The following is a 12,383-nucleotide window of genomic DNA, read 5'->3' on the forward strand; positions in this document are numbered from 1 at the left end:
TCATCTGGTAAGCGTGCTTAGCGACAAAGGAGCAGCAGTGACCCTGGTGGATAACGCCGTGTATGTGGACGGGAAGCGTCTGCACAGCCCGGAGACGCTCGAGGAGACGTTTGATCTCATCCGGGAAAGCGGCGGCATGGCCTGGATCGGGCTCTACCGCCCGGATGACGTTGAACTGCTGGCCGTCGCCGAGGAGTTTGGGCTGAACCTGCTGATCGTGGAGGACGCCCTGGCCGGGCACCAGCGGTCCAAGCTGGAACAGTACGGTGACCAGCTTTTTGTGGTGCTCCGCCCCGCCCGCTATCTGGACGACGTCGAACGCGTGGAAATCGGCGAACTGCACCTTTTTGTGGGCCCCAACTTTGTGGTCACCGTCCGGCACGCCGAGTCCCCTGACCTGGCCCGCGTCCGCAAGCGTCTGGAACGGGAAGTGGACCTGCTCTCCCTGGGACCGCAGGCGGTGCTGTACGCCATCCTGGACCAGGTGGTGGACGAGTACGCACCGGTGTCCGCGGGACTGGAAAACGACATCGACGAGATTGAAGACGAGCTCTTCGGCGGCGATGCCGAAGTTTCCCGGCGTATCTACGAGCTTTCCCGCGAAGTTATCGGCTGCCAGCGTGCCATCAGCCCACTGGAAACAGTGGTGGGCGAACTGCAGCGGAATCCGGGTAAGTACGGGGTGCCGCCCGAGCTGAAGGACAACCTGGGTGACGTGCTGGACCACGTGCTGCGCCTGATTGACCGGATCACGGCGTACCGCTCGCTGCTGGACAACGCCCTCTCGCTCAGCTCCACCCTGGCCTCGAACCGGCTCGCGGAGACTTCGGTGGCGCAGAATGAACAGACCAAAAAGATCTCCTCCTGGGCGGCCATCCTCTTTGCTCCGACCCTGGTGGGGACGGTGTACGGCATGAATTTCCAGAACATGCCGGAGCTGGACTGGCCGCTCGGCTATCCCATGGCCCTGACCCTGATGGTCCTGCTCGGCATCCTGCTCTATGGGGCATTCAAACGGAAGAACTGGCTCTAGGAGGCTCCCATGCGCACCCGGTTTACGTTTCTGGCCCTGGCCCTGCTGCTGGGTGCAGCGGCCTGCGCGGCCGACCCTGGCGGCTCCGGCTCCCCCGCCTCTCCGGATGATTCCGGCAGCGGCGGGCCCTCGCCGTCGTCGTCCGCCGCTGGAAGCGCGGCCGGAACCTGGGGCAACCCGGAGAATACGCGCGAACCTTCACTGGAGCTGCACGAAGACGGACGCCTCACCGGCACCGACGGATGCAACCGGCTGATGGGCCAATGGGCCCTTGAAGAGGGGAAAGTGATCTTCAAGGAAGTGGCCATGACCATGATGGCCTGTCCCGATGTCGACCAGTGGCTGGCTTCGGCGGTCAGCGCGGTCCCTGCCGCGGACACGCTGCTGGTGTACGACGGCGCCGGCAACGAGATCGGCACCCTCACCCGGTAGCGCACTCCCCTTTCATCGAAAAGACAGAAACTGCCCGTATGAAGCTTCATACGGGCAGTTTCTGCTATCTCGGTGCTGCTTGTGGGGGGACTAGTTGGGCTGCGGAGCCCGGTGGGATTCTTCGATCCCCAGGTCTGCGCCCTTGGTTTCCTTGACCATGCTCACGGCGATGAAGGAAATCACGCACAGGACCATGATGTAGATGCCGATCGATCCGGACCAGCCGGTGGCCCCGAGCAGCATCTCGGCGATCATCGGAGCGAACGCGCCGCCCAGGATGGCACCGATGGCGTAGCCGATGGAGACGCCGGAGTAGCGGACGCGGGCCGGGAACATCTCGGCGTAGAGCGCGGACTGCGGACCGTAGGACAGACCCAGGCCGATCGTCAGGACGAAGATGGACAGGCCGAAGAGCACCACGTTGGCAGTGTCGATCAGCAGGAACATCGGGATGGCCCAGAGGAAGACCCAGGCGTAGCCAATCTGGAAGGTGCGGATACGGCCGATCTTGTCCGAGAGAATGCCGCCGAACATCGTGAAGATGAGCCAGCCGAAGGAACCGACCGTGGTGGCCAGCAGCACTGCGGGACGCTCCATGCCCAGGGTCTTGCCGGCGTAGGAGGCGAAGAACGCGATGACCAGATAACCGGCGGCGTTGTTGGCGATGAAGATCAGTGCCGCAAGGATGACTTCGCGGGAGTTGTACTTGAACAGCTGACCCAGCGGAGCGGAAGATTCCTTCTTACGCTGCTGCATTTCCTTGAAGACAGGGCTTTCATCCACGGACCGGCGAATGAAGTAGCCCACGAAAATGAGGACAACGGAGAGCAGGAACGGCACACGCCAGCCCCACTCGAGGAACTGCTCCTCAGTCATCATGCTGGTGAGCACGAACATCACGAAGGTCGCCAGGATCATGCCGATGGGCACGCCGATCTGCGGGTACGCACCGAAGAAGCCGCGCTTGTTGATCGGAGCGTGCTCGACCGAGAGGAGGGCAGCGCCGCCCCATTCGCCGCCGGCGGAGAAGCCCTGCAGGATGCGCAGCACCAGCAGCAGGACCGGAGCAGCAACGCCAATCTGGGCATAGGTCGGCAGGACGCCAATCAGTGCCGTTGCGGCACCCATCATGATCAGGGTGAAGACGAGCATCTTCTTGCGGCCCAGCTTGTCACCCAGGTGTCCGGCGACGATGGCGCCGAGCGGGCGGAACAGGAAGCTGATGCCGATGGTGGCCCAGGAGACGATCTGCGCCAGAGCGGTGCCTTCACCCAGGGGAGCGAAGTACAGGGTGGCGAGTACCAGGCCGGCAGCCTGGGCGTAGATGAAGAAGTCGTACCACTCGATAGTGGTGCCAACCAGGGTGCCCGCAAGGACCTTGCGTTCTTCCCGGCTCATCCGCTGGGACGGGGCAGCAGACGCGCTTTGTGTAGTCATTGAAACTCCGTTGTTTTTGGCTGGGCGGCATTAACTGAAAGAACGGTCGGTAACCAGTCGATACACAATATCCACAGTGTGACTCCCGACACATCTTTTATTTCCTATGTGACGGGTGGTGGCTGAATGTTTCAGCCACGCTGTGAATCCGATAATCGAACACATGCTTCAGATAAAGAACTACGAGCACTATAGGGTCCCTGTGAGCTGCGACACAAGAAAGTGCTCATCATGAACGTTTTGTGACGAACTGGTCTTGGCGTATGTCTTCCCAGCAGCCCGCCTCGCCTCAGTCCGCCGGCCCGCAGCCCGCCGGCACCGACCCTGCCGGTGCCGCCAAGGACCCGGTTGGACCCGCGCAGGTCAGCGATGATCTTTCGGTGCGCCGGCATGTCCTCCCCTCCGGCCTCGCCTACACCACCACCACGGGCCGGATCGTGTTCCGGCGGGAAGGAACCACTGACGGCAAAGCGGACGGGTTCCAGCCGAAGGCGGAAATCTTCCTCGCCGCCTACACGGCGGACCGCGACGACGCCGGCAGCTCCCCCAATCCGCGTCCCGTCGTCTTCGCCTTCAACGGCGGTCCGGGCTCCTCTTCGGTCTGGCTGCATCTGGGCCTGCTGGGGCCGCGCCTGGTGGATTCGGGCGACGCCGGTAACCTCACGGCCGCCCCCTACGGGCTGGTCGACAATCCGCAGACCCTGCTGGAACACGCCGACCTGGTCATGATCGACCCGGTCAACACCGGATTCTCCCGTGTGGTGGACGGGAACGCCGCGGACGAGTTCCACGCCTTCGAGCAGGACCGCGACCTGGTGGCGGAAGTCATCCGGCTCTGGACCACCCGGAACAACCGTTGGCTGAGCCCGAAGTACCTGGTGGGCGAGTCCTACGGCACGCTGCGCGCCGTCGCCGTCGCCGGCCGCCTCTTCGATGCCTACGGGATGTCCGTCAACGGGCTTGGCCTCATCTCCACCGTCCTGAATATGGGCACCCTCATGTTCGCCCCCGGCGTGGACACGCCCTACGCCCTGCACCTGCCCACCTACGCGGCGATCGCGCACTATCACGGGAGGCATCCAGGCAGGGAGCTGGCCGATGTGGTCCGCGACGCGGAGGAATACGCGGCAAGGGACTATGGGTATGCCCTCAGCCAGGGCTCCCGCCTGACCGAGGAAGAGTTCGACGCCGCGGTGCAGCGGCTGGCCGAGCTCACCACCCTGGACCCAGGGTTCATCCGCCGCACCAACCTGCGCTGGGACTACGCCCAGTTCTCCGCTGAACTTCTCCGCGGGCAGGAGCTGGCCGTGGGACGGATCGACGGGCGCTTCACGGCTCCGGCCGAAGACCCGCAGGCCTCCGTGAACTGGGACGATCCCAGCCTGGCTGCGATCAACGGTCCGTACTCCGCGGCGATCAACCACTACGTCCGCGCTGAGCTCGGCTACGAAAACGACCTTCCGTATGAAGTCCTGACCGGCCGGGTCCAGCCGTGGAGCTACAAGGATTTCGAGGGCGTGCCGATAGACGTCACGCAGACCCTGGAGCGGCTGATGGCACATAACCCGACCCTGCGGGTGCATGTGGACTACGGCTACTACGACGGCGCCACGCCCCACTACGCCGCGGAGTACGTCTGGGCACACATGCGCCTGACCGGCGCAGCCCGCGCGCGCTTCACCCACCACTATTACGAAGCCGGACACATGATGTACCTGCAGCCCGAGGCACGGCTGGGCCAGCTTGCTGCCCTTGCGGAGTTCGTTTCACCGCCCGCAGGATAGGTCTATTCGGCGGCGGCCCAGTCGGTGGGCGTCATCATCTCGGGCCGGGGAAAAGGACGTACCTACCGGCCAAAACGGCCTGCCGCGGAATGATGTGAGCCGCTAACGCGTGGCGAAGTGGATCCAGACGCCGATGATCCACGCCGTTCCGGCCGCGAGCGCCAGCCCAAGTTCCACCAGCATTCCCAGTCCAGTGGCCTTCAGTGCAGCCCAGGAGGACGACGCCGCTGCCGGGAAGCTGCGCTGGCGGGCGTATTCGCTGAGCAGGAGCCCGCCGGCAAACCCGACGATCAGCCCCACCACCGGAATAAAGAACATCCCGGCAATGCCCGCAGCCAGACCAATCAGCACGGAACGGTTGGGGATTTGCCGCTGTTTCAGCTTCCTGCCGGTCAGGACAGCACTGGCGGACAGCCCCGTCAGCGCGAACAGGGCTCCGAAAGCGAACGACCACCAGCCGGCGCCGCTGCTGACACCAATGGCCCAGCCCAGGAACGCCAAGAGAATCAGGATGCTGCCGGGAAGCACAGGCACCACAATTCCTGCCACACCCACGGCGATCAGCAGGCCGGCGACGAGGGTGATGATGAGGTCCGTATCCATGCGGCCAAGTCTTCCACGCGGCGGGCCCGGAGGCAGAAACCAGACAACTGACGCTACAGTAAGGTTACTTATGAAGTCATCACCTTCAGTCCGGCACCCCCAACGGCAACAGGAGAAGCAGATGAGTACCGAATCAGGCAGCACCGCTGCGGGTGAACCCCGCCGCCGGCAGGCAGACGAAACCCCTTCCCGCGAGGACGCGGGCACCGCATCGCCCCGCCCATCCAGCACCGACAACGAGCCGGACGTCACCCGCCGGCTGGAGACACCTTCGCGCGGGGAACACACCGGCCGCGCCGAAACCACCGGCAATTCAGGCAGTTCCGGCACCAATGACACGGAAGCGCTGAACACCGGCGCCACCGGCACCAGGGACCCGGACGGCACCGCCCACCGGACTGACGGACACGACGGCCGCCACCAGGCCGCAGAGCAACCTGTCATGCCGAACCGGGAAGCGCTGCTGGCGGCAGAACGCGAGCGCTTCGGCGGCATCAAGTTCGGCGCTGCGTTCTTCGGGTGGCTGACCGCCACCGGCATGGTGGTGCTCCTCTCCGCCCTGGCCGCAGCCATTGGTGCTGCAGTCGGCGTCTCGACTGACAGCGACCTGGGCGCCGCCCTCGACCAGGTCACCTCCAACCAGTCCGCCAACCTGGTCGGAGCGATCATCACGTTGGCTGTCCTGCTGCTCGCCTACTACGCCGGCGGCTACGTCGCAGGGCGGATGGCACGGTTCAACGGAGCCAAGCAGGGTGTGGCCGTGTGGCTCTGGGCGCTGGTGGCCGCCGCCGTCGTCATCATCCTGGGCCTGATCCTGAACGATGACATCCGCAGCCTCACCCAGCTGAACACTGTGGCATCCCTGCCCCAGGACCTGGGCGACGTGAGCGCCGGAACCTGGCTGGCGCTCCTGGCTACCGTGGTGGTCAGCCTCATCGGCGCCATTCTGGGCGGACTGGCCGGCATGCGCTTCCACCGCCGGGTGGACCGCGCCAAGTTCACCCCGGAGCCCCGAACCACGTAGGGCAACCCAACAATCCGACCCCGGGGCATCATGCCGGGGCCGGTTTGTTGGGTCCGAACACCTCATTTCATCCAAGGGCACAGTTCGACTGCACAGATATCTCTAGCGGAAGGCCGGGACGCCGGTGAGCTTGTTGCCCAGAATCAGCGTGTGCACCTCGTCGGTTCCCTCATAGGTCCGAACGGATTCCAGGTTGTTCGCGTGACGCAGCGGAGAGTAGTCCAAGGTGATGCCGTTCCCGCCCAGTATTGTCCGGGCTTCCCGGCAAATGGCGATCGCCTCCCGGCAGTTGTTCAGCTTGCCCAGAGAGATCTGGTGGAGGCCCAGCGTCCCGGCGTCTTTCTTGCGTCCGATGTGCAGCGCCAGCAGGAATCCTTTGTTGATCTCCAGGGCCATGTCCACCAGCTTCTGCTGGGTCAGCTGATACCCGGCCAGCGGTTTCTCGAACTGCATCCGCGTCTGGGCATAGGCCAGTGCATCCTCAAAGGCGTCCCGTGCCGCACCCATGGCACCCCAGATAATGCCGTAACGGGCCTCGTTCAGGCAGGAGAAGGGTCCCCTGAGGCCTACGGCGCCGGGAAGGACGGCCTCAGCGGGCAGGCGCACTTCAGTCAGTTCAATTTCGCACTGGATCGAGGCCCGCATAGAGAGTTTCGGTTCAATCGGGGTGGCGGTGAATCCGGGGGTCTCAGTGGGGACCACGAATCCCCGAATACCGCCCTCGGTCTGCGCCCAGATCACGGCCACTTGCGCTACGGATGCCAGACCGATCCAGCGCTTGGTACCGTTGAGCACCCAGTCATCGCCGTCGCGGCGGGCAAAGGTGGTCATGCTGGAGGGGTCGGAACCCGCTGTGGGTTCAGTGAGGCCGAAGCACCCGATGGCCTGGCCTGCAGCCATGGCCGGCAGCCACTGCTTCTTTTGTTCTTCCGAGCCGTGTTTGTGGATGGCGGACATGGCCAGCGAGCCCTGGACCGAGACGAAAGTCCGCAGCCCGGAGTCCCCGGCTTCCAGTTCCGCCCCGGCCAATCCGTATTCCACTGCGGAACGCCCGGCGCAGCCATAACCGTTCAGATGCATTCCCAGCAGGCCAAGCTTGGCCATCTTGGGGACGATCTCCAGAGGAAAGTGCGCGTCTTCGTACCAAGCCGCGATGTTCGGTTTTATTTCCGCCTGGACAAACGCCCGGACCTGGTTCCGCAATTTCAGTTCGTCGGGAGAGAGCAGGGCATCGAAATCAATGAGATCGCTCGGTTCAAGTTCGGTTGTCAGTGCGTCGGTAGTCATCTGTCTTTCCCTCATTAGCTGGGGTTCGAATAATGGATGGTGGTCGTGCTGCAAAGAAGGTCTTGATGTTCGCCCAAGCCAGGAGGAACACGGGTGCACAGGGCGGGCGTCCATGGGATTAGCAATATAGCGTGCGGTCCTCACGGCCGGCCCGGACCGTTCCCAGGATTTCATCTACGGCGGCGAGGTAACGGGCGCCGGCCTGATAGGCGCGTTCCGAGTACTCGTCGCGGCTGGCACCGTGCCCGTTATGAACAGGTGCTGTGTCAATGGTTCCTAGGGTGGCGTGCATGCCAGGTCCTCTCGCATGGGTTGTGCAGCGGGCAGCCGGAAGGCGAATAACGGCCACTGCGCCGGCGGCGCGTGACCGGTGGTGCAGCCGATCTATGCATCACACTAGGACCGGGCGAATGGACTGTCTTTGGCCGTGACGCCCAACCTGAGGCCTCCGTTTAGATAAGCCGCTGGGAACTTGACTCCAGTTGCCTGTTATTCATGGACAGGCCGCTGTGTCTTGAACGCAAAAAAACCGGCCCCGCGCGATGCGGGGCCGGCTTCTCTATCCGGAACTTACGGCGAAGGCATTCCGCCGTTGACGTTGAGCGTTTCACCCACCACGTAGCTGGACTCCGGGGATGCCAGGAAGACGTAGGCCGGTGCAAGCTCGGTAGGCTGGCCGGCGCGGCCAAGGGGCGTGTCCTTGCCGAACTCCGGCAAGGCGTCCTTGGGCTGTCCGTCGGAAACCTGCAGCGGGGTCCAGAACGGACCGGGAGCCACAGCGTTCACGCGGATGCCCTTGGGCGCCAGCTGCTGGGCCAGGCCCTTGGTGAAGTTGTTGATCGCAGCCTTGGTGCTGGCGTAGTCCAGCAGGTGCGGGGACGGACTGTAGGCCTGGATTGACGTCGAGTTGATAATGCTCGAACCGGCCGGGAGATGCGGCAGCGCAGCCTTGGTCACCCGGAAGAAGGAGTAGATGTTGGTCTTGAAGGTGTCATCCAGCTGTTCGTCGCTGAGGTCTTCAAGGTTCTCCACGGCAACCTGCTTGCCGGCATTGTTGACCAGGATGTCCAAGCCGCCCAGGCCGTCTACGGCGTCCTGCACCACCTGGATGCAGTACCCGGCGTCACGGAGGTCGCCGGGAAGCGCGACGGCGGTGCGGCCGGCACCCTTGATGACCTCAATGACCCTGGCGGCGTCTTCCTCTTCCTCCGGCAGGTAGGAAAGCGCGACGTCGGCGCCTTCCCGGGCGAAGGCGATAGCCACTGCCGCGCCGATGCCGGAGTCTGCACCGGTGATCAGCGCCTTGCGGCCTTGAAGCCGACCGGTTCCGCGGTAGGAGTCCTCGCCGCGGTCTGTCTTGGGCTCGAGGTCGGCATCGAGGCCGGGCTCGGGCTGGTCCTGCTTGGGCGGACTGACCGAGGGATACCGGTTGACCGGATCCTGGAACGTGTACTGGTCCGAAGTGTTTCCGTTGGCCATTAAGTTTCCCCACTTCCCATTGTGCATGGATATGGAGCCGCAACTCGCGGCCGCCTACATTAGGTAAGCATGCTTAGTATCCTATTGGGGGATGGCAGCGGCGGGCAAACCCGGCCTGTGGCCCGGACGGTGGGCGGGCGGAAAAGAGGTACTGGAGGCTTTAGAAAAAGAGCCCGAGGAAGCCGACGCTGATGCTGCCAACCAGGCCGATAATCAGGAGCCAGACAATGGGCGTGCGGTACTTGTTCATGTGTCGCATGGTCCGATCAGTCTACGCGGAATGCCGCTGACGGGTGAGGAACAGTCCGGCGGCTCGGGAGCGTGGAGTCGTTGGCGGGCACCTGCCGGTAGTACGAACAAGGCCGGGTCTAGGAAAAACCCGGCGCGAGCGGCAGACTTTCTGCAGGAGTTCGATCCGCAGCGGACAGACGGGAACACGAACCATGACAACCAACGGACGCAAGCTGATCGTGGTGGGCGTGGACAGTTCCGCCCTGTCAATCGTGGCACTGCAAACAGCGCGCCGGCTGGCGGAGCTCCTGCAGTGCCGGATTGAGGCCGTAACGGTCTGGAGCCATCCCATCGCACTGACCGCCCCGGTGGCATCTGCTGAGTGGTCGCCGAGGGTGGATGCAGAAGAGGCCTTGAACGAGTCCATACTGAAGGCGTTCGGCGATGACGTTCCCGAAGGGCTCACCAAACTCGCTGTGTCCGGCCAGCCGGTGCAGGTGCTGGTGGAAGCCAGCAGGAACGCGGAAATGCTGGTGGTCGGCAGCCGGGGCAGGGGCGGCTTTGCGGGACTGCTGCTTGGTTCAGTCAGTTCCGCAGCTGCAGCCCATGCCCACTGCCCCGTGCTGATCGTCCATCCGCCGGAAAAGGAATAACCGGCAGATCTGCCTTAGCGGGGAGCCGGGCAGGCGCCGCTCCCTGCGAGTTCGGCCTGGGCATCCCGGTCAGCGGAGCCATCTTCAGCGGTAACCCCGCCGGGCGCGGAAAGAGCCGCTGCCGGTGCGGCACCTGGTGCGGCGGGAGCACCGCCGTCGTGCACCGCATCCTTGTCTGCGGCAACCCGGCGCAGCGTGAACACGGCGCCGACCGCAGCGGCCACCATCAGCACAATGCCGATCAGCGACGTCGCCACCACACCGGAGTCGAACGCAGCCTGGGCTGAGGACAGCAGCTCCGCGGCCTGCGGACCCGGCAGGGTTTTGGCGGCTTCCACGGCACCCCCGAGGGTCTCCGACGCGGCGGAGGCCGCTGCCGGATCCATGCCGCCAGGCAGTGCAATGCCGTTGCGGTAGCCGGCGGTGAGAATGCTGCCCAGTACGGCGGTACCGAGCACGGCGCCGACTTCATACGCCGTTTCGGAGATGGCAGACGCGGCACCGGCCTTGGCCGGCGGTACGCTGCCCAGAATCAGGTCGTTGGAGATGGTCTCGGCAGAGCCGACGCCGATGCCCAGCAGCATAAAGGCGATCACCAGGCCCAGCGGGCTTTCGTTGTGGCCGGTCAGCAGCACCACACTGTAGCCGACGGCGCTGAAGGCCAATCCGCCTGCCACCGCGTAGGCCGGGCGCACCCTGCGCACCACCCGGACAACAGCCAAGCCGGCCACGATCGTGAGCATCAGGCCGGGCAGCATCATCAGGCCTGCCTCACGGGGCGTCTGCCCCAGGACCAGCTGCAGGTGCTGGGAGAGGAAGAGGATGAAGCCCACCTGGGCGAAGACGCTGAGCAGGTTCGCGGAAATGGAACCACTGAAGACGGGGTTGCGGAAGAGCCGGACGTCGAGCATCGGCTCGGGCCGGCGCAGCTGGCGGCGCACAAAGGCAGCACCGAAGAGCAGGCCAGCCGCCATCGGCACCAGGGAGTAGGCATCCAGCCCGTGCGTGGAGATGGACTTGATGCCGTAGACCAGCGGGAACATGGTGGCCATGACCAGCACGATGCTCAGGGGATCAATCTTGCCGGGCAACGGATCCCGGGACTCCGGCAGCAGGCGCGGCCCGAAGACCAGCAGCGGGATCAGCACCGGGACGGCAAGGAGGAAGACCGAACCCCACCAGAAGTGTTCCAGCAGGGTGCCGCCGACGATCGGCCCCAGGGCCGCGCCGCCGGAGAAGCCGGCAGCCCAGACCGCGATGGCGATCCGGCGTTGGCCCGGCACCACGAACATGTTCCGGATGATGGACAGGGTTGCAGGCATCAGCATGGCTCCGAAGAACCCGAGCAGCGCACGGGCACCGATCAGCGCCTCGGCGGACGGTGCGAATGCTGCAACGACAGAAACCAGTCCAAACCCGGCCGTGCCGATCATAAGCAGCTTCCGCCGCCCGAACCTGTCCCCCAGGCTGCCCATCGGCACCAGGAGGCCGGCGAGGATCAGCGCATAGATGTCAATGATCCACAGCAGCTCCGTCCCGGTGGGCGCCAGGGCACGGGAAAGTGAGGGGACGGCAAAGCTGAGCACGGTGTTGTCGACCGCAACCAGCAGGACCACGAGCATAAGCACCGCCAGTCCCAGCCATTCACGCTTTCCAGCTCGCTGGAGCACGGGCCGTTCCTGTACCGCAGGCACAATTCCTCCTTGGATGCGGGCAGGGCTGTGCCTGCCAAAAAGTTGGGGTGACATAGACGTACAGGCGGACGCCGGGGAGCCACCCGCACGTTACTGTACCGTCTAGACTGTACAGCAGCCGATGCCGTACCGTAAAGCCATGCCTGCACAGACATCCGCACGGGACCGCGTCCTGTCCGCCTATGAGGAACTGCTGATCAACGAAGGTCCCCGCGGAGCCACCCTGGACGCAGTGACGGCATTGGCCGGAGTCTCCAAGGGCGGGCTGCTCTACCACTTCAAGAACAAGGAAGCCCTGGCCGCAGGCCTCCTGGACCGGCTGCGCCTGCTCGCCGCCAAGGAGCTGGAAGACATGCGGACAGCTCCTGACGGGCCCGCCCGCTTCCTCGTCCGCGAGTCCCTCTACGTTGGAAGCGACCTGGACCGCGCGCTCATCGGCGCCGTGCGGCTGGCGCAGGCCAACGACGCCGCTGCTTCCGAGCTGCTGCAGCAAATCCACCGCGACTGGTTCGACCTGGTGGTCGCCGAGGTCGGCGACCGTGCGACAGCCCGCGCCATCATGCTGTTGGGTGACGGACTCTATTACAACGAAGGGCTGCCCGGCGGCTGGCCGCAGGATAAGAACTCACCCACGTCCGGCCCGGTGGAAGAGCTCCTGGACATCGTGGATCTGCTCAAGGAGCAGGCCTCCGCCAAGCGCGGCTGACCTTTGGTCCCGCGCAGACG

At 64.6% G+C, this 12,383-nt stretch carries 12 protein-coding genes; 6 read left to right on the forward strand and 6 right to left on the reverse strand.

What is annotated here, in order from left to right; genetic code table 11:
• Window positions 1–37 precede the first annotated feature (37 nt).
• Window positions 38–1,033: a magnesium/cobalt transporter CorA gene (corA, locus tag NF551_RS15610; RefSeq protein ID WP_227895994.1), complete on the forward strand. Its 996-nt coding sequence runs from the start codon at window positions 38–40 to the stop codon at window positions 1,031–1,033.
• A 9-nt stretch (window positions 1,034–1,042) separates the two neighbouring features.
• Window positions 1,043–1,465: an META domain-containing protein gene (locus NF551_RS15615; protein ID WP_227895995.1), complete on the forward strand. Its 423-nt coding sequence runs from the start codon at window positions 1,043–1,045 to the stop codon at window positions 1,463–1,465.
• Window positions 1,466–1,555: 90 nt separating this feature from the next.
• Here NF551_RS15615 and NF551_RS15620 read toward each other — a convergent pair whose 3' ends face one another.
• Window positions 1,556–2,902 (reverse strand): MFS transporter, encoded by a 1,347-nt coding sequence (locus NF551_RS15620; RefSeq protein WP_227895996.1) that lies wholly within the window; start codon window positions 2,900–2,902, stop codon window positions 1,556–1,558.
• A 263-nt stretch (window positions 2,903–3,165) separates the two neighbouring features.
• Here NF551_RS15620 and NF551_RS15625 point away from each other — a divergent pair, with 263 nt between their 5' ends.
• Window positions 3,166–4,686, forward strand: a complete 1,521-nt coding sequence (locus NF551_RS15625) for a S10 family peptidase (RefSeq protein ID WP_227895997.1) — start codon at window positions 3,166–3,168, stop codon at window positions 4,684–4,686.
• Window positions 4,687–4,788: 102 nt separating this feature from the next.
• Here the strand turns inward: NF551_RS15625 and NF551_RS15630 are convergent, their stop codons facing one another.
• Window positions 4,789–5,289: a DUF456 domain-containing protein gene (locus NF551_RS15630; protein WP_227895998.1), complete on the reverse strand. Its 501-nt coding sequence runs from the start codon at window positions 5,287–5,289 to the stop codon at window positions 4,789–4,791.
• Window positions 5,290–5,410: 121 nt separating this feature from the next.
• On the opposite strand from NF551_RS15630, the gene NF551_RS15635 reads away from it, so the two are divergent.
• On the forward strand, window positions 5,411–6,313 hold the full coding sequence (locus tag NF551_RS15635; RefSeq protein ID WP_227895999.1) for a YrzE family protein: 903 nt from the start codon (window positions 5,411–5,413) through the stop codon (window positions 6,311–6,313).
• 102 nt (window positions 6,314–6,415) lie between these two features.
• Here the strand turns inward: NF551_RS15635 and NF551_RS15640 are convergent, their stop codons facing one another.
• From NF551_RS15640 to NF551_RS15650, 3 genes are all read right to left on the reverse strand, one after another.
• Window positions 6,416–7,600 (reverse strand): acyl-CoA dehydrogenase family protein, encoded by a 1,185-nt coding sequence (locus NF551_RS15640; RefSeq protein WP_227896000.1) that lies wholly within the window; start codon window positions 7,598–7,600, stop codon window positions 6,416–6,418.
• 118 nt (window positions 7,601–7,718) lie between these two features.
• The gene (locus NF551_RS15645; RefSeq protein ID WP_227896001.1) at window positions 7,719–7,892 is read right to left on the reverse strand and encodes a hypothetical protein; all 174 of its coding nucleotides are present in this window, start codon (window positions 7,890–7,892) and stop codon (window positions 7,719–7,721) included.
• Between the two features lie 278 nt (window positions 7,893–8,170).
• Complete coding sequence (locus tag NF551_RS15650) at window positions 8,171–9,079, reverse strand: SDR family oxidoreductase (protein ID WP_227896002.1); 909 nt, start codon at window positions 9,077–9,079, stop codon at window positions 8,171–8,173.
• A 443-nt stretch (window positions 9,080–9,522) separates the two neighbouring features.
• Here NF551_RS15650 and NF551_RS15655 point away from each other — a divergent pair, with 443 nt between their 5' ends.
• Window positions 9,523–9,963 carry a universal stress protein gene (locus tag NF551_RS15655; RefSeq protein WP_227896003.1) on the forward strand — a complete coding sequence of 147 codons (441 nt, stop codon included), beginning with the start codon at window positions 9,523–9,525 and terminating at the stop codon, window positions 9,961–9,963.
• Window positions 9,964–9,977: 14 nt separating this feature from the next.
• Here the strand turns inward: NF551_RS15655 and NF551_RS15660 are convergent, their stop codons facing one another.
• Window positions 9,978–11,585 carry an MFS transporter gene (locus NF551_RS15660; protein ID WP_227896075.1) on the reverse strand — a complete coding sequence of 536 codons (1,608 nt, stop codon included), beginning with the start codon at window positions 11,583–11,585 and terminating at the stop codon, window positions 9,978–9,980.
• A 211-nt stretch (window positions 11,586–11,796) separates the two neighbouring features.
• On the opposite strand from NF551_RS15660, the gene NF551_RS15665 reads away from it, so the two are divergent.
• A complete protein-coding gene (locus tag NF551_RS15665) occupies window positions 11,797–12,363 on the forward strand; it encodes a TetR/AcrR family transcriptional regulator (protein ID WP_227896004.1) in 567 nt (188 codons plus the stop codon).
• Window positions 12,364–12,383 lie beyond the last annotated feature (20 nt).

The organism is Arthrobacter caoxuetaonis, assembly GCF_023921125.1.
Lineage (GTDB): Bacteria > Actinomycetota > Actinomycetes > Actinomycetales > Micrococcaceae > Arthrobacter_B > Arthrobacter_B caoxuetaonis.